20 protein-coding genes are annotated in these 21,753 nt (G+C 68.0%); 11 read left to right on the forward strand and 9 right to left on the reverse strand.

The features are described 5' to 3' along the window. Positions 1-83 precede the first annotated feature (83 nt). From J0J01_RS20175 to J0J01_RS20185, 3 genes are read right to left on the reverse strand one after another with little or no spacing between them, the layout of a single operon-like run. Positions 84-1,061 (reverse strand): tripartite tricarboxylate transporter substrate binding protein, encoded by a 978-nt coding sequence (locus J0J01_RS20175; protein WP_296383876.1) that lies wholly within the window; start codon positions 1,059-1,061, stop codon positions 84-86. Next, on the reverse strand, positions 1,058-1,903 hold the full coding sequence (locus J0J01_RS20180) for a phytanoyl-CoA dioxygenase family protein (RefSeq protein ID WP_296383878.1): 846 nt from the start codon (positions 1,901-1,903) through the stop codon (positions 1,058-1,060). The genes J0J01_RS20175 and J0J01_RS20180 overlap by 4 nt, the downstream gene beginning before the upstream one ends. 10 nt (positions 1,904-1,913) lie before the next feature. Further along, positions 1,914-3,053: an acyl-CoA dehydrogenase family protein gene (locus J0J01_RS20185; RefSeq protein ID WP_296383880.1), complete on the reverse strand. Its 1,140-nt coding sequence runs from the start codon at positions 3,051-3,053 to the stop codon at positions 1,914-1,916. 85 nt (positions 3,054-3,138) lie between these two features. On the opposite strand from J0J01_RS20185, the gene J0J01_RS20190 reads away from it, so the two are divergent. Continuing rightward, positions 3,139-4,356, forward strand: a complete 1,218-nt coding sequence (locus J0J01_RS20190; protein WP_296383882.1) for an MFS transporter — start codon at positions 3,139-3,141, stop codon at positions 4,354-4,356. Here the strand turns inward: J0J01_RS20190 and J0J01_RS20195 are convergent, their stop codons facing one another. Further along, on the reverse strand, positions 4,357-6,234 hold the full coding sequence (locus J0J01_RS20195; protein ID WP_296383886.1) for an ABC-F family ATP-binding cassette domain-containing protein: 1,878 nt from the start codon (positions 6,232-6,234) through the stop codon (positions 4,357-4,359). A gap of 250 nt (positions 6,235-6,484) precedes the next feature. Between J0J01_RS20195 and ndk the strand changes: the two genes are divergently transcribed. Next, positions 6,485-6,907, forward strand: a complete 423-nt coding sequence (gene ndk, locus J0J01_RS20200; protein ID WP_296383888.1) for a nucleoside-diphosphate kinase — start codon at positions 6,485-6,487, stop codon at positions 6,905-6,907. A 39-nt stretch (positions 6,908-6,946) separates the two neighbouring features. On the opposite strand, the gene J0J01_RS20205 is transcribed toward ndk, so the two are convergent. The 3 genes from J0J01_RS20205 to purM are packed head-to-tail and all read right to left on the reverse strand — an operon-like array spanning position 6,947 to position 8,880. Next, entirely contained in the window at positions 6,947-7,150 is a 204-nt protein-coding gene (locus J0J01_RS20205) for an aa3-type cytochrome c oxidase subunit IV (protein WP_296383891.1), read from the reverse strand. 37 nt (positions 7,151-7,187) lie between these two features. Continuing rightward, a complete protein-coding gene (gene purN / locus J0J01_RS20210) occupies positions 7,188-7,838 on the reverse strand; it encodes a phosphoribosylglycinamide formyltransferase (protein ID WP_296383893.1) in 651 nt (216 codons plus the stop codon). Between the two features lies 1 nt (position 7,839). Beyond that, positions 7,840-8,880, reverse strand: a complete 1,041-nt coding sequence (gene purM / locus J0J01_RS20215) for a phosphoribosylformylglycinamidine cyclo-ligase (protein ID WP_296383894.1) — start codon at positions 8,878-8,880, stop codon at positions 7,840-7,842. Positions 8,881-8,938: 58 nt separating this feature from the next. Here purM and J0J01_RS20220 point away from each other — a divergent pair, with 58 nt between their 5' ends. From J0J01_RS20220 to J0J01_RS20240, 5 genes are read left to right on the forward strand one after another with little or no spacing between them, the layout of a single operon-like run. Beyond that, positions 8,939-10,009, forward strand: coding sequence for a DUF2066 domain-containing protein (locus tag J0J01_RS20220; RefSeq protein ID WP_296383896.1), 1,071 nt, complete (start codon positions 8,939-8,941; stop codon positions 10,007-10,009). After that, positions 9,988-11,070 (forward strand): AI-2E family transporter, encoded by a 1,083-nt coding sequence (locus J0J01_RS20225; protein ID WP_296383898.1) that lies wholly within the window; start codon positions 9,988-9,990, stop codon positions 11,068-11,070. The genes J0J01_RS20220 and J0J01_RS20225 overlap by 22 nt, the downstream gene beginning before the upstream one ends. Positions 11,071-11,073: 3 nt before the next feature. Then, on the forward strand, positions 11,074-11,763 hold the full coding sequence (locus J0J01_RS20230; RefSeq protein ID WP_296383900.1) for a DnaA/Hda family protein: 690 nt from the start codon (positions 11,074-11,076) through the stop codon (positions 11,761-11,763). Continuing rightward, positions 11,760-12,224: a DUF2147 domain-containing protein gene (locus tag J0J01_RS20235; RefSeq protein ID WP_296383902.1), complete on the forward strand. Its 465-nt coding sequence runs from the start codon at positions 11,760-11,762 to the stop codon at positions 12,222-12,224. The genes J0J01_RS20230 and J0J01_RS20235 overlap by 4 nt, the downstream gene beginning before the upstream one ends. Before the next feature lie 23 nt (positions 12,225-12,247). After that, positions 12,248-13,027, forward strand: coding sequence for an SDR family oxidoreductase (locus J0J01_RS20240; RefSeq protein ID WP_296383904.1), 780 nt, complete (start codon positions 12,248-12,250; stop codon positions 13,025-13,027). Between the two features lie 121 nt (positions 13,028-13,148). On the opposite strand, the gene J0J01_RS20245 is transcribed toward J0J01_RS20240, so the two are convergent. After that, positions 13,149-13,670 carry a histidine phosphatase family protein gene (locus tag J0J01_RS20245; RefSeq protein ID WP_296383906.1) on the reverse strand — a complete coding sequence of 174 codons (522 nt, stop codon included), beginning with the start codon at positions 13,668-13,670 and terminating at the stop codon, positions 13,149-13,151. 105 nt (positions 13,671-13,775) lie between these two features. Here J0J01_RS20245 and J0J01_RS20250 point away from each other — a divergent pair, with 105 nt between their 5' ends. Together J0J01_RS20250 and J0J01_RS20255 are read left to right on the forward strand one after the other, a co-directional pair. Further along, the gene (locus J0J01_RS20250) at positions 13,776-15,923 is read left to right on the forward strand and encodes an RNA degradosome polyphosphate kinase (RefSeq protein ID WP_296383908.1); all 2,148 of its coding nucleotides are present in this window, start codon (positions 13,776-13,778) and stop codon (positions 15,921-15,923) included. 70 nt (positions 15,924-15,993) lie between these two features. Next, positions 15,994-17,514 (forward strand): Ppx/GppA phosphatase family protein, encoded by a 1,521-nt coding sequence (locus J0J01_RS20255; RefSeq protein WP_296383910.1) that lies wholly within the window; start codon positions 15,994-15,996, stop codon positions 17,512-17,514. A 3-nt stretch (positions 17,515-17,517) separates the two neighbouring features. On the opposite strand, the gene rnd is transcribed toward J0J01_RS20255, so the two are convergent. Then, positions 17,518-18,696 (reverse strand): ribonuclease D, encoded by a 1,179-nt coding sequence (gene rnd / locus J0J01_RS20260; protein WP_296383911.1) that lies wholly within the window; start codon positions 18,694-18,696, stop codon positions 17,518-17,520. Positions 18,697-18,823: 127 nt separating this feature from the next. On the opposite strand from rnd, the gene aspS reads away from it, so the two are divergent. Next, the gene (aspS, locus tag J0J01_RS20265) at positions 18,824-20,629 is read left to right on the forward strand and encodes an aspartate--tRNA ligase (protein WP_296383913.1); all 1,806 of its coding nucleotides are present in this window, start codon (positions 18,824-18,826) and stop codon (positions 20,627-20,629) included. A 102-nt stretch (positions 20,630-20,731) separates the two neighbouring features. Next, positions 20,732-21,751, forward strand: a complete 1,020-nt coding sequence (locus J0J01_RS20270; protein ID WP_296383915.1) for a substrate-binding domain-containing protein — start codon at positions 20,732-20,734, stop codon at positions 21,749-21,751. Positions 21,752-21,753 lie beyond the last annotated feature (2 nt).

The raw sequence follows: 21,753 nt of genomic DNA on the forward strand, positions 1-21,753 counted from the left end.
GCAGGCGTCGGACCGCACCGATCGTGACCCCTATCGCAGTAGCTGCCGATAGGCGGAGGGGGCCCGAGAGGGCCTCGCTGCTTCTATTCCACGCTGACCTTCGCCATGGTCGCGACGTCCTTCCAGGTCGCGACGTCCTTCTTCAGGAAGGCCGCGAACTCGGCCTGCGTGCCGCCGACCGGCGACATCGCCTGCTTGTTCAGGAGGTCGACGATCTCCGGATTCTTGAGCGCCTTGACGATCTCGGTATTGAGCTTGTCGATGATTTCTTGCGGCGTCTTCGCGGGCGCGAAGATGCCGTGCCACGCCACCGCCTCGACGCCGGGATAGCCGCTCTCGGCCATGGTCGGCACCGTCGGCTGGACCGGCGAGCGCTGCGGGCTCGACACCGCGAGCGCGCGAAGGCTGCCCGAGTTGACGTGCGGCAGCACGCTCACCGGATCGCCGAACACCATGGTGACGTTGTTGGCGACGCAGTCCGCGACCGCCAGCGCCGTGCCGCGATAGGGGATGTGGGTCATCTTCACGCCGGCCTTGTCGCAGAACAGCTCGGCCATCAGTTGGTTGGCGGCGCCGACGCCGGTGGTGCCGTAGTTGAAGCCGCCGGCCTTCTCCTTGGCCAGCGCCACGAACGCCGCAAGGTCCTTGGCAGCCGTCTTGCCGTTGATCACCAGCACGTAGGGATAGGAGTTGGTCATGCTGATCGGCACGAGCTCCTTGACCGGATCGTAGGGCAGGGTCTTGTAGACCGCCGGATTGATCGAGATCGGGCCCGACTGGCCGAGCAGCAGCGTGTAGCCGTCGGGCGCCGCCTTGGCGACCAGGTCGGTGCCGACGATCGAGCCCGCGCCGCCCTTGTTCTCGACCACGATCGACTGGCCCATGCTGTCGCCCGCCAGCTTGGCGATGATGCGCGCCACCGCGTCGGCGCCGCCGCCCGGCGCGTACGGGACGATCAGGCGAATCGGCCGCGTCGGATAGTCGGCGGCGAGCGCCGTGCGCGCGGCCAGCGGCGCCGCGAGCGCGCCGAGCAGAGCGGTACGTCTGCGAATCGACATCATGCGAACTCTTCCTCGTGACGTTTGACCTGCTCGCGATAATTCTCGGCGTAGCAGTTGTAGATATGGTCGTGCACCGCGAGCTCCGTCTCGCCGAGTTCCTTGACCGGCGGCTGATAGAGATCGAAATGCCCGTATCTGTCGGTGCCGCGCACCAGCATCGCCGGCATGCGCTTCGCCCCGGTCGTGCGTACATGCGCCGGGATGTAGTTGATGCCGAGTCCGACCCGGCGATGCGGCGTGTTGTTGGGCGCCGAGCGGTGCACGCAAAGCGTATGATGCAGCGAGAACTGGCCGGCCCTGAGCGGCATCGCGCGCACGTCTGAATCGTCGAGCGGCTCGGTGATGGTCTGGCCGGTGCGGTTGATGCTGTTGGCGAGCTTCTTCGGGACATGCCGCATCTGGCGCGGCTTGCCGTGGGCCGACAGCACCTCGATGCAGCCGGCGTCCTGGCTGGCGTCGGTCAGCGCCACCCAGGCCGTCACCTGCTCGTCGGGAGCGAGGCCGAAGTAGGTCGAATCCTGGTGCCAGGCGGCGAAGGTCGGCGAGTTGGCCTCCTTGATGAAGAAGGTGCTGGTCCACACCAGGATGTCCGGCCCGATCAAACTCTCGACCACGTCGAGGATCTTCGGGTTGCGCACCAGATCGGCGTAGAACGGCAGGCAGGCATGGGTGAGCGAGCGCCAGTGCATGTCGGCCTTCGGGACGGGTGAGCCGATGAAGGTCTCGAAGCGCTGCAGGCCGGCGAGGCACGAAGCCGTCTCCTCGGGCGAGAGCACCGGGAAGGGCGAGAGGAAGCCGTCGTAGCGATAGGAGTCGACCTGCTCCTGGGTCAGGGCCTTCATCGCTTCCTCCCTATCGTCCTGCCGCGAGCTCGCGCGAGATCAGGATCTTCTGCACGTCGTTGGTCCCGTCATAGATCTGGAAGACGCGAGCGTCGCGATAATACTTCTCGACCGGGAAGTCGGCGACGTAGCCGTAGCCGCCATGGACCTGAATAGCCGCCGAGCAGACGCGCTCGCTCATCTGTGAGGCGTAGAGCTTGGCCATCGAGGCCTCCTTCACGCAGCGAACCCCCGCTGATTTGAGCCGCGCCACGTGATGGCACATCTGCCGTGCCACCTCGATCTCGGTCGCCATGTCGGCCAGCCGGAAGGCAACCGCCTGATGCTCGAGGATCGGCTTGCCGAAGGCCTGCCGCTCGCGCGCATAAGCGAGCGCCGCGTCGCGCGCCGCGCGCGCCACGCCGATCGCCTGCGCCGCGGCGGCCACCCGAGTGCTGTCCATGGCGGCGAGCGCGATGCGCAGGCCATCGCCCGGCCGGCCGAGCAGGTCGGCCACCGGCACCTCGAGGTCCTCGAGCGCAATCTGGCAGGTGTCGTTGCTGCGATGGCCGAGCTTGGTCTCCTCGCGGACCACGCGATAGCCTGGCTTGTCGGTGCGGGTGAGGAAGGCCGACAGGCCTCGCTTGCCGGCGGCGGGATCGCTGACGGCGAAGATCACCGCGTAGCCGGCCGAGCGGCCCGAGGTGATGAAGCTCTTGGCGCCGTTCAGGACATAGGTGTCGCCGTGGCACACGGCGCGGGTGCGCATCGCGGCGGCGTCGGAGCCGGTGTGCGGCTCGGTCATCAGCAGGCAGCCCAGCGCCTCGCCGCTGGAAACGGGACGCAGGAAGCGCGCCTTCTGCTCCGGCGTGCCCGAATCGCGGACCTTGGCGCCGAAGCTGTTGGTGGCGTTGACCATGTTGCAGATGCCGGCATCGCCATAGGCGAGCTCCTCGGTCATCAGCATGTAGGCGAGGAAATCGCCGCCGCCGCCGCCCCACTCGACCGGCGCGCAGACGCCGAACAGACCGAGCGCGCCGAGCTTCATCACCGTGTCGATCGGCACGCGCGCCTCGCGATCCCACTCCGCGGCGTAGGGGATTACTTCGCGCTGCACAAAGGCGCGCGTGGTGTCGCGAATGGCGATCTGTTCGTCGGTGAACGTCGTCATACGGTGCGAAGCATACACCGATGCATGGCTCTTGCGGCGCATTTGCACGCCGTTCGCCTTGCGGCTGGGCTATAAAGCGGGCGCCATGACTGCCGCCATTGTACCAGTGCGTCGCGACCTGCGTGTCATCAGCCTGATCGGCGTTGCCCACGGTTCGAGTCACTACTACCAGCTCGCCTTCGTCACGATGCTGCTGATCGTGCGCGAGCGCGTCGGCCTCAGCTTCGAGCAGGTCGGCTTCCTCGGTGCGCTGTTCTACGCCGTGTCGGGCTTCGGCCAGACCGCGGCGGGCTTCGCCGTCGACCGCTTCGGCGCGCGGCCGATCCTGGCGGGTGGCCTGCTCGCGCTGGGCTGCGCCATGGGCTTCATGGCCGTGGCGCATTCCTTCGGGCACTTCGCGGCGATCGCGGTGCTGGGCGGGCTCGGCAACGCGGTGTTCCATCCAGCCGACTTCGCGATCCTCAACGCCTCGGTCGATTCCCGGCGGCTCGGCCGCGCCTTCAGCATCCACGGTCTGGGCGGCTCGCTGGGCTGGGCCGGCGGTCCAGCGATGTACTTCCTCGACGGCGCCGTCGGCGACGTCAACGCAGCGCTGATCGGCGCCATCCCGGGCCTCGTGCTGTCAGTGCTGGTCTTCGCGCATCGCACCGACCTCGTGGACCATCGCATCAAGGCGCGCGCCAGCACCGCGTCGCAGCCTTCGCCATGGTCGCTGTTCCTGCATCCCACGATCCTGCTCTGCCTGGCGTTCTTCGCCCTGGTCGCGGCCAACACCGTGGGCATCCAGCAGTTCGCCGTGCCGGCATTCCGCGCCATGTTCGGCGTCAGCCAGAGCTACGCCGCGTTCTGCCTGATTGTATTCGTGCTCGGCTCGGCGAGCGGCATGCTGCTGGGTGGATGGCTGGCCGACCGCATGCGCCACCACGAGCGGGTGGCGGCGACCGGCCTGCTGGTGGCCGCGGCCTTCACGCTGCCGATCGCGATGCAGAGCGTGTCGCCGATCGTGCTGCCGTTCCTGCTCTACGCCGCGGGCTTCGCCGGGGGCACAACCAATCCCTCGCGCGACATGATCGTGCGCCAGGTCACGCCATCCGGCGCCTCGGGCAAGGTCTACGGCTTCGTCTATTCCGGCCTCGACATCGGTTCGTTCCTGGCGCCGCTGATCTTTGGCCAGGTGATGAATTCCGGCCTGCCGACCTGGATGTTCTGGATCACCATCGGCCTCTATCTCTTCAACGCCGCCCTGGTGACGGTGATCCGCCAGACCACGACCCCGCGCGCCGTGCCGGCCGCCGCCGAGTAGCTACGCCGCCTCGTAGGCTTCCTGCGCGACCAGCCAGTCGTGCTCGGCGTGGGCGAGGTCGCGCTCCAGCCGCTGCTTTTCCTTCTGCAGCTCGGTCGCCACGGTCGGCGGGCCTGAATAGGTCGTCGGGTCGGCCAGCCTGGCCTCGATCTCGCCGCGCTTCTTGTTGAGGTCGGCGAGCGCCTTCTCGGCTTGCTCGATGGCGCGCTTGAGACGGCCGCGCTTGGGCTTGTCGGCCGCGGCGGCGATAACCGGCGCCGGGGCGGGCGTCTTCTCCTTCTTGGGCTTGTCTTTCTTCGCCGGCCGGCCGCTGCGCTCGCGCAGCAGCTTCGCCTGGTAGTCGTCGATGTCGCCCTCGAACGGCGTCACCGCGCCGCCCGCCACCACCCAGAGCTGGTCGGCGACCATCTTCACCAGGTGGGTGTCGTGGCTCACCAGCACGACTGCGCCGTCATAGTCGTTGATCGCGTCGACCAGCGAGGCGCGGGCGTCCATGTCGAGATGGTTGGTCGGCTCGTCGAGCAGCAGCAGGTGTGGCGCGCTGCGGGTCGCCAGCGCCAGCAGGAGCCGGGTCTTCTCGCCGCCCGACATCAACCCGACCTTGAGGTCGCCGCGCTCGCGGGTGAAGCCGAAGCGGCCGAGCTGGGCGCGCACCTTGTGCTCCGCCACACCGGGACCGAGGGCGCGGTTCATGTGCTCGAACGGCGTGCCCTCGTAGTCGAGGCTCTCCTCCTGGTCTTGCGAGAAGTAGCCGATGCGCAGCTTCGAGCTGCGCTTCACCTTGCCCTCGCGCGGGCTGAGCTTGTCCGACAGCAGGCGGATGAAGGTCGACTTGCCGTTGCCGTTCTGGCCGAGCAGCGCGATGCGGTCGTCCATGTCGAGGCGCAGGTCGAGCTTCTTCAGCACCAGCGGGCCCGTGTCGTAGCCCACGCTCACCTGGTCGATGGTCTCGATCGGCGAGGCGAGTTGCTCGGGCGAGGGGAAGCTGAGGTTGATGTGCTCCTCGACCGGCGGCGCCACGACCGCGCCCAGCTTCTCGATCATCTTCATGCGCGACTGCGCCTGGCGCGCCTTGGTGGCCTTGGCCTTGAAGCGGTCGACGAAGGCCTGCATGTGCTTGCGCTTGGCCTCGGTCTTGGCGCGCTGGGCCGCGTCGTTCTCCAGCCGCTCGGCGCGGGTGCGCTCGAAGGTGTCGTAGTTGCCGGTGTAGGTGACGAGCTTCTGCTGGTCGATGTGGATGATGTGGTCGCACACGTCGTTCAGGAGGTCGCGGTCGTGGCTGACCATCAGCACCGTGTGCCGGTATCGTTTCAGATGCTCGGTGAGCCAAAGCTGCGCCTCGAGGTCGAGATGGTTCGACGGCTCGTCGAGGATCAAGAGGTCGGGATCGCTGAACAGCGTGCCGGCGAGCGCGACGCGCATGCGCCAGCCGCCGGAGAACTCGCCGCACGGCCGCGCCTGCGCCGCGGTGTCGAAGCCCAGGCCGTTCAGGATGGCGGCGGCGCGCGCCGGCGCGGCCGCGGCGCCGATCTCGTCGAGCCGCATGTGGATCTCGGCGAGCCGGACGCCGTCGTGGCAGGTCTCGGCCTCGGCGAGCAGGGACGTGCGCTCGACGTCGGCCGCCAGCACCGCCTCGAGCACCGGGATGTCGCCGCCGGGCGGGTCCTGCGGCACCGAGCCGATGCGCATGCGGCCGGTCATGTTGATGTCGCCGCCGTCGGCCTCGTACTCGTGCTGGATCAGCTTGAGCAGGGTCGACTTGCCGGCGCCGTTGCGGCCGACCAGGCCGACCTTCCAGCCGTCGGAGATCGCCGCGCCGGCGCGGTCGAACAGCACCCGCTCGCCGTGGCGGAAGGAAAGGTCGGTGACGTGGAGCATGAAGCGGGCGCGTGTAGCACGCGGAATGGGCGAAAACCAAGGCGAATGACCGCCTTGCCGGGCCGGAATGCCGCGTCTATAAGCGCGCGCCCGAAATCATTCCTCCCCATTCATGTGGGGAGGTGTCGGCGTCAAACGCCGACGGAGGGGTCATGAGCCGCGATCCGTGCTGTGGCCCATGACCCCTCCGCCCGCGGTTACGCGGGCACCTCCCCCGATGACGGGGGAGGATTTCTTCAAGAGGACCCGCATGGCCGTCGAACGCACTTTCTCGATCATCAAGCCGGACGCGACGCGCCGGAACCTGACCGGCAAGATCAACGCCCGCTTCGAGGATGCCGGCCTGCGCATTGTTGCCCAGAAGCGCATCTGGATGACCCGCACCCAGGCCGAGGCGTTCTACGGCGTGCACAAGGAGCGGCCGTTCTTCGACGGGCTCTGCACGTTCATGACCTCGGGGCCGGTCGTGGTCCAGGTGCTGCAGGGCGAGGGCGCGATCGCCAGGAACCGCGAGATCATGGGCGCGACCAACCCGGCCAACGCCGCGGCGGGCACCATCCGCAAGGATTTCGCCGAGTCGATCGAGGCCAACTCGGTGCACGGTTCGGATTCGCCGGAGAACGCGGCGATCGAGATCGGCTATTTCTTCGCGGGTAGCGAGGTCGTGGGATAATCGAATTCCTCTCCCCCGTTAGGGGGAGAGGAGAACGAGTCAGCTCAAGACAGCGAAGGCGATCAGCAGCGCGACGGTGCCGCCGATGCCGAGCAGCAGCGAGAGCAGGTGCACGCCGCCGATCAGGCCCAGCGCCATGCTCGACAGCAGCAGCACGATCCACAGGATCATGAACAGCACGAGCTTGTTGAAGCTGTTGTAGGTCGCGAGATGGGCGCGGTACTCGCCGCTATTGTCGGCCATGGATTTCCCCGTAAATTGGTGCGGTTTCTATAGCGAATTAAGGCTCGGGCGAGAAGAGCAGGGTGGCCCCCTGCGGCACCCCGGCCACCTCGGCCCGGCTGTCGCCGGGCGTGATGCGGCCCTCGGCGAACCAGCGCACGACCTGCGGATAGAGCCGATGCTCCTGGCGCAGGATGCGCGCGGCCAGCGTATCGGCGGTGTCGCCCGCCAGCACCGGCACGACCGCCTGGGCGATGATCGGCCCGGAATCGAGGTCGGGTGTGACGAAATGCACCGTGCAGCCGCTCACCCGCACGCCGGCGTCGAGCGCCTGCTGCTGGACGTGCAGCCCCTTGAAGGCCGGCAGCAGCGAGGGATGGATGTTGATGATCCGCCCCGCCCAATGCTGCGGGAACCACGGGCTCTGGATGCGCATGAAGCCCGCCAGCGCCACCAGCCCGACGCCGTGCTTCTCGAGCTCGGCCGAAACCGCGCGGTCGAAGGTCTCGCGGTCGGGATAGTCCTTGTGCGGGATCACCGCCGTCGCGATGCCGGCCTTTCGCGCGGTCTCGATACCCGCCGCCGAAGCGACGTTGCTGATCACACAGGCAATCTCGGCCGGGTAGGCGGGATCGCGGGCGGCCTCGATCAGCGCGGCCATGTTGGAGCCGCGGCCCGAGATCAGGACGCCGACTTTCAGCTTCGCCACGTCAGCTTCGCCAGAGGCTGTCGGCGTTGTCGACGACGCAGTCGGCTTCGCTGCCGGGGGCGGTCTCGATGACGCCGACCTCGCGCACCGCCTCGCCGGCGGCGATCAGTGCGCCGGTGACCTTGCCGACGTCGCCCTTGCCGACGACCACGATCATGCCCAGGCCGCAATTGAAGGTGCGCAGCATGTCGTCGGTCGGCACGGCGCCGGTCCGTTGCAGCCAGCCGAACACCGGCGGTGCCTTCCAGCGCCGGGCGTCGAGCCGCGCCCGCAGGCCGTCGGGCAGGCAGCGCGGCACGTTGCCCGGCAGGCCGCCGCCGGTGATGTGCGCCACCCCCTTGATCGCGCCGGTCGAGCGGATCGCCTGCAGCAGCGGCTTCACGTAGATGCGCGTCGGCTCCATCACGGTGGCGATGTCGGGCCGCTCGCGCTCCATCACCTTGCGCACCAGCGAGTAGCCGTTGGAATGCAGCCCGCTCGAGGCCAGTCCCAGCACGACGTCGCCGACCGCGATGCCGGGGCGCGGCAACAACTGGTCGCGCTCGGCCGCGCCGACCGCGAAGCCCGCGAGATCGTAGTCGCCCTCGCCATACATGCCGGGCATCTCCGCCGTCTCGCCACCGACCAGCGCGCAGCCCGCGCGGCGGCAGCCCTCGGCAATACCGGCGACGACGCGGCGTGCGGTCTCGACCTCGAGCTTTCCGGTGGCGTAGTAGTCGAGGAAGAAGAGGGGCTCGGCGCCCTGCACGACGATGTCGTTGACGCACATCGCCACCAGGTCGATGCCGACCGTGTCGGGGCTGCCCGTCTCGATCGCGACCTTGAGCTTGGTGCCGACGCCGTCGGTGCCGGAGACCAGGATCGGGTCCTTGAAGCCCGCGGCCTTGAGGTCGAACAGGCCGCCGAAGCCGCCCAGCCCGCCCATCACGCCTGCACGGTCGGTGCTTTTTGCCAAGGGCTTGATGTGCTCGACCAGGGCGTCGCCCGCGTCGATGTCGACGCCCGCTTCCTTGTAGGTCAGCGGCGGGTTGTTGTGCTTCAAGCCGGGCCCATTCGTGCTAGATATTGAAATGACCATAGCCCAGTACCGGACTCTCGCAATGCCGTCAGCCCGCATTTTTTCCACGATCCTCGTCGTGCTACTGGCGCTGGTGCCCTTCTCGGTACAGGCGCAAATCGCCAACGGCAACACCTACACCATCGGCGGCATCGACGTGGACGTCACCGCAGCCGACGCCGTGCAGGCGCGCAACCAGGCGATCCGCGAGGCGCGGCAGAAGGCGGTGCGGCTGCTGGTCGAACGCATGGTGCCGGCCGAGGACCGCGCCAAGGTGCCGCCGGTCAGCGAGTCCTGGCTCGACAACATGGTGCGCGGCGTGGAGTTCGCCAGCGAGCGCACCGCCGGCAACCGCTACATCGGCAAGCTGGGCGTGGTGTTCGCCGCCGAGCCGGTGAAGCAGTGGCTGAGCGAGGCCGGCATCTCGATCGCCGAGACGGTGGCGCGCGCGGCCCTGGTGATTCCGCTGTGGAAGGACAAGGACGGGCTGCAGCAGCTCGACGACCGCAATGCCTGGCGCGACGCCTGGACCGGCCTCGACACGCTCGGCACCGCGGTGCCGGTCGCGATGGTGCGCGGCGACCAGCTCGACCAGGATGCAATGACGGTCGAGCAGGCCTATGTCGGCGATGTCACGGCGCTGGCGCGGCTCGACGAGCGCTATCGCGCGCCGGTCGTGATCGTGGCGATCGCCGAGGGCGACAAGGACGGCCCGATCAAGGTCGGCGGCATGCGCTACGACATGCAGACCGGGGCGCGCTCCCAACTGCTGTCGCTGACCGTGCCGGATGCGAGCCAGCTCGCCGATGCGGCCAAGAAGATCCACGCCAAGCTCGACGAGGAGTGGCGCGGGCTGGCCACGGTGCGGCGCGACCAGCAGGCCGGGCTCGACGTCTACGTGCCAATCCGCGCGCTCAGCGACTGGGTGCAGGTGCGCCAGCGGCTGGGCGGCATCCCGGCGATCAAGTCGGTGGCGGTGCGCACGCTGGAGGCCGACCGCGCCGAGCTGCATCTCGACTTCTACGGCAACGAGGAGCAGCTGCAGAAGGTGCTGAGCCAGGCCGGCCTGCAGCTCGAGAAGGATGCCGACAAGTGGCGCCTGCAGGCGCGGTAGCCAACCGCTGGCGGTTCTGGGCCGGCATCGCCGCCGGCTTCCTCCTGCTGCTGTGGCTGCTCAACGACATCCTGCTGCCGTTCGTGGTCGGCGCGGTGGTGGCCTATTTCTTCGATCCGCTGGTGATGCGGCTGCAGCGCGCCGGCCTGCCGCGCACCTCGGCGACGACTGTGGTGACCATCATCGCGGCGCTGATCGCGGTCGGCGTGGCGATGGCGATCCTTCCGCCCCTGTTTGGACAGGTGCAGGCGCTGATCGCCAAGGCGCCGCAATATGCGGTGTCGGTGGCGCAACGCGTGCAGCCGATGATCGAGCCGGTGCGCGAGAAGATGAACCTGCCGCCGCTCAGCCTGCAGGAGTTGCAGGCCGACGCGACCAAGTGGGCGGGCGAGGCGCTTGCCCTGGTGGGCAGCCTCGCCGGCAAGCTGGCGCAGCGCGGCGTCGCCATCATCAACCTGCTGAGCCTCCTGTTCCTGACCCCGGTGGTGACCTTCTACCTGCTGCGCGACTGGCCGAAGGTCATGGCCTCGGTCAATCAGGCGCTGCCGCTCGACCATGCCGACATGATCCGGTCGCTGGCCCGCGAATCCAATGCCGCGGTGGCGGGCTATGTGCGCGGCCAGGCCTTGGTCTGTCTCTGCCTCGGCATGATCTACGGTATCGGCCTGACGCTGGTCGGCCTGCAGTTCGGCTTCGTCATCGGCCTGATCGCCGGCCTGATCTCCTTCATCCCCTTCGTCGGCACGCTGGTCGGTGCGACCCTGTCGATCGGCATGGCGCTGGCGCAGTTCCCGCCCGACTGGATGGGCGTCGTCAAGGTCGCGGTGGTGTTCGCGGTCGGCTATCTGCTGGAAAGCAACGTCCTCTCGCCCAAGCTGGTCGGTGATCGGGTCGGCCTGCATCCGGTGTGGATCATGTTCGCGCTGCTGGCCGGCGGCTCGCTGTTCGGCTTCGTCGGCGTGCTGATCGCGGTGCCGGTGGCGGCAGTGATCGGCGTGCTGGTGCGCCATCTGATCGGCCGCTACCACGCCAGCAGCTTCTATCGCGGCACGCCGGGCTGACCGATGGTCAAGCAGCTCACGTTCGAGCTCGCGCTGCCGCCGCCCACCTTCGCGCGCGAGGACTTCGTGGTGGCCGACGGCAACCGCAAGGCGCTGACCTGGCTCGACCGCTGGCCCGACTGGCCCGCGCCCGCGCTGGCGCTGAACGGCCCGGCCGGCAGCGGCAAGACCCATCTGGCGCGCATCTGGGCCGCGCGCGCGTCGGCGGCCGTGCTCGACGCCCCGGACCTCGACGGCAAGAGCGTTCCCGATCTCACGGCGCTGTCGCGGACGCATGCGGCGATCCTGATCGACCACGCCGACCGCCGCGCTGCCGAGCGCGCCTTGTTTCATCTGTACAATCTGATGCGCGAGCGGCGCGGCCATCTGCTGCTGGTCGCCGAGCTGGCGCCGGCGCATTGGCATATTGCGCTACCCGATCTCGCCTCGCGATTGCGGGCCGCGCCGGCCGTCGGCGTCGCGCCGCCCGACGACGAGCTGCTGGGCTCGATCATCCTGAAGCAGCTCGGCGACCGGCAATTGCATGCCGGCCCCGGCGTCGTGCAGTATCTGGTGGCGCGCATGGAGCGTTCGGGCGAGGCGGCCCGGCGGGTCGTTGCCGCACTCGACCATCGCGCGCTCAGCGAGCGGCGCGAGATCGACCGTCGGCTGGCCGCCGACGTGCTGGCGGAACTCTCGGGGGGTACATCATGAGATCGTTCCTTGTGTTGGCTTCGGCGGTTCTGATCGCGTCGTCGGCGTCGGCGCAGCAGCAGGGCGTGATGGGCACGTGGCTCACCGAATCGGGCGTCGCCCAGGTCAAGATCGAGCCGTGCGCCGATGCCAAGAGCGGGCCGGCGTGCGGCCATATCGTCGGACTGATCAATCCCAAGGGGCCGGACGGCCAAGTCGTGGCGCCCGAGGTGGCGACCGACTATCGCAACGAGAATGCGTCGCTGCGCAGCCGCAAGGTGATCGGCATGCCTCTGATCTGGGGTTTCAAGAAGACCAACGATTCGAACGCCTTCGAGGAGGGCCAGATCTACAACGGCGAGGACGGCAAGACCTACACCGCCAACATCAGCCTGCAGCCGGACGGGAAGCTGCGCCTGCGCGGCTATGTCGGCACGCCGCTGTTCGGCAAGACGCAGCTCTGGACTCGCATCAGCCAATAATCGTCAGTTAGGGAGAAACGCACATGGATATGGGCATCAAGGGTCGCAAGGCGATCGTCTGCGCGGCCAGCAAGGGCCTCGGCAAGGGCTGCGCGATGGCGCTGGCGGGCGAGGGCGTCGACCTCGTCATCAATGCGCGCACCCAGTCCGACCTCGAGAACACGGCGATGGAGATCCGCAGGAGGCACGGCGTGAAGGTCATCGCGGTCGCGGTCGACGTCACGACCGAGGACGGCCGCAAGCAGGTGCTGGCGGCGTGCCCCGAGCCCGACATCGTGGTCAACAACGCCGGCGGCCCGCCGCCGGGCAATTTCCGCGACTGGAACCGCGACGCCTGGATCAAGGCGATCGACGCCAACATGCTGACGCCGATCGAGTTCATCAAGGCGACGGTCGACGGCATGATGAAGCGCGGCTTCGGGCGCATCGTGAACATCACCTCGAGCTCGGTGAAGGCACCGATCGATATCCTGGGCCTCAGCAACGGCGCACGGTCGGGCCTCACCGGCTTCGTCGCCGGCGTGGCGCGCACGACGATCCGTCACGGCGTCACCATCAATGGCCTGCTGCCCGGCCCGTTCGACACCGATCGCCTGCGCGGCACCGTCAAGGTGCGTGCGGCGAACGCCGGCAAGAGCTTCGAGGAGGAGTATGCGGCCGGCGCCAAGGCCCATCCCGCCGGCCGCTTCGGCACCGCCGAGGAGTTCGGCATGATGTGCGCGTTCCTGTGCAGCGTGCATGCCGGCTACATGACCGGCCAGAACATCCTGATGGATGGCGGCCAGTACCCGGGCACCTACTAGGGTTTCTCGTCCGGCGCGTCCGCACCCGTCCGGCCCGGGGGGATGGGGCCGGATTCCGGATTCTCGCCGAAAACCCTTATGGAATCGGCATCGGATGTGTCCGGAGACCGGCCGGATTCCGCTACGCCGTAAGGTCGCGCGGGCGGACGAAGGCCAGCAGGTCGCCGTCGCCGGGGGCCAGCGCCCGCCACGACCCGTCCGGCGTCTCGAACGTGGCCAGGGCGCCGGTCGGGTACTTTTCGTGCAGGCGGTCCAGTGCGGTCGGATCGCCGGTGCCGGCCAGGGCCTCGGCCAGCTCGCCGATGCCCTCGTTATGGCCGATCAGCAGCACCGTGCGGACGTCGTCCGGCACGGCCCGCAGGCGCACCAGCAGGGCGGGCTCCGAGGCGAGGTAGAGGCCCTTCTCCAGCGCGATCGGCGGGGCCGGCTGGCTGAGGCGATGGACCAGCGGCGCCAGCGTCTGGCGCGTCCGCACCGCCGTCGAGCACAGGATCAGATCGGGACGGGGGGCGTTATGGACGATGTGCTCGGCCATCGCCTCGGCCGCTCGCTTGCCGCGTCTGTTCAGTGGCCGTTCGTGGTCGTCCAGGCCCGGTTGGCCCCAAGCCGATTTTGCATGCCGCAAAAGGAGAATGATCTTCACTACGCCAACCCCAGAAAACCCTTTTGAAACAGATGATTAGTGAAAGGCGATGACATGACCATGCTAAGCCGGTACCGTCTCTGTGAATAACTGAAAACGTACGCCATGGACGCCCTCACTTCCGAGGTGGCCGGCGCCATAACCGCCGACAGCCCCCGCCGCTTCATCAACCGCGAGCTCTCGTGGCTGGCTTTCAACAGCCGGGTGCTGGAGGAGGCGACCAACCCGCGCCATCCCCTGCTCGAGCGGGTCCGCTTCCTGTCGATCTCGGCCGGCAATCTCGACGAATTCTACATGGTGCGTGTGGCCGGTCTGGTCGACATGCTGCCCAACCGCGCGTCGCTGCTCAGCGACGACGGGCTGACGCCGGGCGAGCAGCTCTCGGCGATCCGCGACCGCGCCTCGATCCTGATGACCGAGCAGCAGCGCGTGTGGGGCACCCTGCAGGGCGACTTGCGCGAGGCCGGTATCGCCGTGCTCAAGGGGCATGAGCTCAGCGACAGCGAGCGCAGCTGGCTCGAGACCTACTTCATCGACCAGGTCTTCCCGATCGTGACGCCGCTGGCGGTCGATCCGGCGCATCCGTTCCCCTTCATTCCCAACGGCGGCTTCTCGGCGATCTTCAAGCTGCAGCGCAAGGACGACAAGCGGCCGCTGATGGCGCTGTTGCCGCTGCCGCCGCAGGTCGATCGCTTCGTGCGCCTGCCCGGCGCGAGCATCCGCTTCCTGCCGCTCGAGGAGTTGGTCGCGATCTTCCTGCCGCGCCTGTTCCCCGGCTACGAGGTCGAGGAGCGCGGCTTCTTCCGTCTGATCCGCGACAGCGACGTCGAGATCAACGAGGAGTCCGAGGACCTCGTGCTGCTCTACGAGAGCGCGCTGAAGCGGCGCCGCCGCGGCGACCTGATCTCGATCTCGCTCGACGCCCACATGCCGGCCGAGCTGCGCGACTTCCTGTTCGACCAGCTCGAGGTCGCGGGTCAGGTGGTGCACGTCTTCGAGCTCGAGCGCATGCTCAACATCGGCGACGTCAAGGCGGTGATCGTCGACGACCGGCCCGACCTCAAGTTCACGCCGTACAACGCGCGCTTCCCCGAGCGCATCCGCGACTTCGCCGGCGACTGCTTCGCGGCGATCCGCGCCAAGGACATCGTCGTCCATCATCCGTACGAGGCCTTCGACGTCGTGGTGCAGTTCCTGCGCCAGGCCGCGCGCGACCCCGCCGTGGTGGCGATCAAGCAGACCCTGTACCGCACCTCCGCCGACTCGCCCATCGTCAAGGAGCTGATCGCGGCCGCCGAGGCCGGCAAGACGGTGACCGCGCTGGTCGAGCTCAAGGCGCGCTTCGACGAGGAGGCCAACATCCGCTGGGCGCGCGACCTCGAGCGCGCCGGCGTGCAGGTGGTCTACGGCTTCATCGACCTCAAGACCCACGCCAAGGTGTCGATGGTGGTGCGCCGCGAGGCGCAGGCGATCCGCACCTACGTCCATTTCGGGACCGGCAACTACCATCCGATCACGGCGCGCATCTACACCGATCTGTCGTTCTTCACCTGCGACCCGGCGATGGGCCGCGACGCCGCGCGCCTGTTCAACTACATGACCGGCTACGCGCGGCCGGAGAGGATGGAGAAGATCTCGTTCGCGCCGGTCACCCTGCGCGCCGATCTCTACACCCTGATCGATGCCGAGATCGCCAACGCGCGCGCCGGCAAGCCGGCCGCGATCTGGGCCAAGCTCAACTCGCTGGTCGATCCGGAGATGATCGACCGGCTGTATGCCGCCTCGATGGCGGGGGTGCATGTCGACCTGGTGATTCGCGGCATCTGCTGCCTGCGTCCGGGTGTGCCCGGCCTCAGCGACAATATTCGCGTCAAGAGCATCATCGGCCGCTACCTGGAGCATGCGCGCATCGTGTGCTTCGGCAACGGCAGGGTGCTGCCCTCGCCGGAGGCCAAGGTGTTCATCTCCTCGGCTGACTGGATGCCGCGTAACCTCGACCGCCGCGTCGAGCTGTTCTGCCCGGTCGAGAACCCGACCGTGCACGAACAGGTGCTCGACCAGATCATGGTCGCCAACCTCAAGGACGACGGCCAGAGCTGGGTCATGGAGGCCGACGGCACCTACAAGCGGCCGCATCCGGGCAAGGAACCCTTCATTGCCCATCACTATTTCATGACAAATCCCTCGCTCTCGGGCCGCGGCAGCGCGATGCGGCTGAGCGGCGCGGTGCCGCGACTGGTTCTGAGTTCGTAAGCAAAAAGCCATAGGCAGCGACCAATTCCTCGCTGCAATCCCGCCGCGTTTCGGGTAGACGGGTGCGCGCATGGACGGCGAACGGACGATTGACCCTGAGGCATCGCCGGCAGGCGTCACCCATAGTCGGCTGGGACCGGGACGCGTCGGCATCATCGACGTCGGCTCGAATTCGATCCGTCTCGTGGTCTACGAGCGCGCAAGCCGCGCGCCGTTGCCGGTGTTCAACGAGAAGGTGCTGTGCGGCCTGGCCCGCGGTCTCGATGCCACGGGCCGCCTGAACCCGCAGGGCGTCGAGATGGCGCTGGCCAACATCGACCGCTTCACCACGCTCGCGCACAACATGAAGGTGACGTCGCTCGACCTGCTGGCCACCGCCGCGGTGCGCGACGCCTCCGACGGCGCGCAGTTCATGCATGAGCTGACCAGCCGCCCCGGCATCAAGGCGCACATCGTGAGCGGCCAGGACGAGGCACGCTATTCGGGCTACGGCGTGATGTGCGGCATGCCCGACGCGTCGGGCGTGATGGGCGACCTGGGCGGCGGCAGTCTCGAGCTGGTGGCGCTGGGGCAGGGCCGCATCGGCAACTCGACGACGCTGCCGATCGGGCCGCTGCGCCTGATGTCCTCGGGCAAGAGCGATCCCAAGAAGGTCGTGGTCGACGCCATCGAGAACGTGGGCTGGTTACGCGAGGAGACCGGCAAGACCTTCTACGCCGTCGGCGGCGCCTGGCGGTCGTTCGCGCGGCTGCACATGGAGCAGGCGGGCTATCCGCTGCACATCATCCATCACTACGACATCCCGGCCGACGAGACGCGCGCGGTGGCGCGGCTGATCGCCGTGCAGAGCGCCAAGTCGCTGGAGAAGATGCCCGGCGTGTCGCGCCGGCGTGTCGACACCCTGCCGCTCGCCTGCCTGGCGCTCGACCGGCTGCTGGCGGCGCTCAAGCCGCGCAACGTGGTGTTCTCCGCCTTCGGCCTGCGCGAGGGCTTCTACTATTCGCGGCTGAGCGACGCCGAGCGCGCGCGCCATCCGCTAATCGCCTTCGCCCAGGAGCAGGGCGCCGACTGGCGCCGCTTCGACCTCACGCCGACCGAGATCTTCGACTGGCTGACGCCGATCTTCGGCGGCGAGACCGAGGCCGAGCGCATCCTGCGCATCGCCGCCTGCCACCTGAGCGACATCTCGTGGAACGACCATCCCGACTATCGCGCCGAGCAGGCCTATATCCGCGTGCTGCACCTTCCCGCGCCGGGCATGAGTCATCGCGAGCGCGCGATCCTCGCGATGACCATGGCCTATCGCTACAAGAGCGATTCCAAGTCGGGCACGCTCGATACCGCGCTGCGGCTGAGCGACGGCAAGGGCCGTGCTTTCGCCCGCCGGCTCGGCGCCTGCCTGCGGCTCGCCTACAACCTTTCGGGCGGCGCGCCCGGCCTGCTGCCGCAGGTGCAACTGCGGCGCACGGAACGCGAGCTGCGGCTCGCGGTGCCCGATGCCCTCAAGCGCAGCCTGGGCGACGTGACTGCGCGTCGCCTGGAAAGCGCCGCCGAGGCGTTCGACCTGAAGGCCGTGATCGTACCGAACTGAGTGCTATTCGGCGGCCGAGCGGTCCTTCGTCCGGGGCGGCACCGGCAGAAGCCGCGCATGGTCGCCGTCGAGAGCCAGCGCCACCCGGCCTTCGAGCAGCGCGACCGCATCCTTTCCGAAGATCTCGTTGCGCCAGCCGTGCAGCACATGGAGGTCGCGCTTGCCGGCGGCGAGCCGGTCGATCTCGTCGGCGCTGGCGACCAAGCGGGCCGCGACGTCGGCCTGCTCGGCCTTGAGCCGCAGCAAGGTGCGCAGCAGGTCGACCACGGCGCCCGGCGCGCGCAGCTGCTCGGGCGGCCGCTCGCGGTTCGGCAGCTGTGCCTCCGGCAGCTTGCGGGCCTTGTCGATGGCGTCGAGGATCTCGCGACCCTGCCAGCCCTCGGCGAAGCCGCGGCCGAGGCCCCGGGTCAGCGCCAGCTCCTCGATGGACTTGGGGGAGTGGCTGGCGATCTCCAGCAGCTGCTCGTCGCGCAGCAGGCGCTGGCGCGGGATGTCGATGCGCTGGGCGGTGCGCTCGCGCCAGGCGGCGACCTCCTTCAGGGTGCCGAGCAGCCGGGGCGAGGCGCCGCGCGGCTTCAGTCGGCGCCAGGCCTGCTCGGGATCGGCCCGGTAGGTGCCGGGCTCGTTCAGCACCGCCATCTCCTCGGCGATCCAGCTGAAGCGTCCGGTCTTCTCGAGCTGGCGCTTCAGGGCCTCGTAGACCACCCGCAGGTGGGTGACGTCGGAGATCGCGTAAGTGATCTGCCGCTCGCTGAGCGGCCGGCGGCTCCAGTCGGTGAAGCGGCTCGACTTGTCGATCCGCGCCTTGGCGAGCTTGGTGGCGAGCGATTCGTAGGAGGCGGCCTCGCCGTGGCCGCAGACCATGGCCGCGACCTGGGTGTCGAACAGCGGCTCCGGCACCTTGTTCATGCGCAGGTAGAAAATTTCCAGGTCCTGACGAGCCGCATGAAAGACCTTGAGGACGTTGGGGTTGGCCATCAGCTCGTCGAGCGGGGACAGGTCGATACCGTCCGCCAGCGCGTCGATCGCCGCGGCTTCCTCCGGGCCCGCCACCTGGGCCAGGCAGAGCTTGGGCCAGTAGGTGCGCTCGCGCATGAATTCGGTGTCGACCGCTATGAACTCGGCTTTGGCCAGGGGCTTGCAGAAGGCCGCCAGTTCCTCGGTCGTGGTAATCAGTTTCATTGACATTGCTCTATAGCGGGCATCCCGGCCTAGGAGAAGTTGCCGCTAACGGAAATCGACCCCAATCCCTTGACTTGGCGGGGCTATCCGTGCCTTTTGCCGCCCCGTCAAACCCCCGGAAATCGCGATGTCCTCGGTGTATCGAACCCATACCTGCGGCCAATTGAGGCCCCTGCATGTCGGCCAGGAGGCGCGCCTGTCGGGCTGGGTCCAGCGCAAGCGCGACCACGGGAATCTGCTGTTCATCGACCTGCGGGATCACTATGGGGTGACCCAGGTGGTGGTCGACGTCTCCAGCCCGGTATTCAAGACCGCCGAGGCGGTCCGCACCGAGAGCGTGATCACGGTGACCGGCAAGGTGGTCGCCCGCCAGCCCTCGACCGTGAACTCCAAGCTCGCCACCGGCGAGGTCGAGCTCGACGCGGCCGAGATGGTCGTCCAGTCGATGGCCGAGCCGTTGCCGATCCCGGTCTACCAGGAGAACGACACCACGCCGGAGGAGCTGCGGCTCAAGTACCGCTTCCTAGACCTGCGCAAGGACAAGCTGCACCGCAACATCATCCTGCGCAGCCAGGTGATCGCCTCGCTTCGCCGTCGCATGATCGAGCAGGGCTTCACCGAGTTCCAGACGCCGATCCTGACGGCCGACAGCCCGGAGGGCGCGCGCTCGTACCTGGTGCCGAGCCGGCTCCATCCCGGCAAGTTTTACGCGCTGCCGCAGGCGCCGCAGATGTTCAAGCAGCTGCTGATGGTGTCGGGCTTCGATCGCTACTTCCAGATCGCGCCTTGCTTCCGCGACGAAGACGCGCGTGCCGACCGGGCGCCCGGCGAGTTCTACCAGCTCGACTTCGAGATGAGCTTCGTCACCCAGGACGACGTGTTCGCGGCGATCGAGCCGGTGCTGCACGGCGTGTTCGACGAGTTCTCCTTGTTCAATGCGGCGCTGCCGCGCAAGGTCACGCCGTTCCCGTTCCCGCGTATTCCCTATGCCGAGGCGTTGCTGACCTACGGCACCGACAAGCCGGACCTGCGCAACCCGCTCAAGATCTACGATGTCGGCGAGGTCTTCGCGGGCTCCGATTTCAAGGTGTTCGCCGGCATCGTCGCCAAGGGCGGCGTGGTGCGGGCGATCCGCGCGCCCAACGCCTCGAGCCAGCCGCGCAGCTTCTTCGACAAGCTCAACAGCTGGGCGCAGGGCGAGGGCAAGCCCGGCCTGGGCTATATCGTGCTCGAGGGCGGCGCGGGGAAGGGCCCGATTGCCAAGTTCGTGGCCGACGACCGTCTCGCCAAGCTCAAGGCGCTGACCGGCGCGGAGGACGGCGACGCGGTGTTCTTCGTTGCCGACCAGCCGGAGTCGGCCTGGAAGTTCGCTGGCCTCGCGCGCACCAAGGTCGGCCAGGAGCTGGGCTGCATCCGCGAGGGCGAGTTCGCCTTCTGCTGGATCGTCGACTTCCCGATGTTCGAGTACGACGACAAGCTGAAGAAGGTCGACTTCAGCCACAACCCGTTCTCGATGCCCCAGGGTGGCCTGGAGGCACTGGAGACGCAGGACCCGCTGACCATCAAGGCGTGGCAGTACGACATCGTCTGCAACGGCATCGAGCTCTGCTCGGGCGCGATCCGCAACCACAAGCCCGAGATCATGTACAAGGCCTTCGGCATCGCGGGTTACAGCAGGGAAGAGGTCGAGCATCGCTTCGGCGGCATGCTGAACGCCTTCAAGTACGGCGCCCCGCCGCACGGCGGCGCCGCTCCGGGCGTCGACCGTATCGTCATGCTGCTGGCCAACGAGCCCAACATCCGCGAGGTCATCACCTTCCCGATGAACCAGTCGGCGATGGACCTGATGATGGACGCCCCGACCGAAGTGCCGGGCGAGAAGCTGCGCGAGTTGCACATTGCAGTCCGGCTGCCACCTCCCAAGAAGGACTAGCTGACTACCCCTTGGAGGGCAGGGCCTTGCCTTGCTGCTCCATGGTCACGCTGCCAGACTCCGATCAAACCGGCATTCGTCCGGTCGATCGAGGAGGAAGCGATGACGGACACGACGAGCACAAGCAGGCGTGACTTTCTGACGGCCGCTTCGATGGGCGGTGCGGCCGCCGTTCTCGGGACCGTCGGCATCAGTTCGGCGCTGGCTGCCGGTACACCGGCAGGCCGCTCGGAGAAGCCACTGAAGGCGGCGTTTTCTAACGCCGGGCTGCAGGCCACCTGGTGCGCCCAGGGCAAGGCCGCGGCGGAATACTGGGGCAAGCTCTACAATGTCGAGGTCACCTGGTTCGACGGCCAGCTCGATGCGGTCAAGCAGCGCGCCGCGATCGACAACATGGCGTCGCAGAAATGGGACTTCGTGGCGATCCAGGCGTTCGGCATCGGCACGCTGACCCAGCCGGTGCAGAAGATGATCGATTCCGGCACGCCGGTGATCGACATGGATACGCTGATCGCGCCGCTCGACAAGATCAACGTCCACAGCTTCCTCGCACCCGACAACGAGTTCATGGGCTCGTCGGTGACGCAGGCGTTGGTCACCAAGCTCGGCGGCAAGGGCAAGGTCATCATGACCCAGGGCGCGCTCGGCCATACCGGCGCGCAGGGCCGCGCCCGCGGCTTCGACGCCGTGGTCAAGCAGTATCCCGGCATCGAGGTGCTCGACCGCCAGCCGGCCGACTGGGACGTCACCAAGGTCGCGCGCCTGTGGGAGACCTATCTCACCAAGTACCCGCAGATCGACGCGGCGTTCTTCCACAACGACGACATGGCGCTCGCCGCCTACAACGTGATGAAGGCGCGCAACCGCACCAACATCCTGATCGGCGGCGTCGACGCCATGCCGCCCGCGATCGCCGCGGTCCAGGACGGCCGCATGTTCGCCACCGTCCGCAACCCGTCCTGCCGCATCCATGGCGGCGCGATCATCGCCGGCGTGGCCGCGGTCACGGCGGGCGAGAAGGCGGGCACCGGCATTCCGAAGAACATCGTCACCGACGGCCCGGTGGTGACGAAGGAGAACGCGCCCGGCATGCAGTGGATGGAGGATCACTTCCTGATCTGAGC

Origin of the sequence: Reyranella sp. (assembly GCF_017305915.1) — a bacterium.
Taxonomy (GTDB): Bacteria; Pseudomonadota; Alphaproteobacteria; order Reyranellales; family Reyranellaceae; genus Reyranella.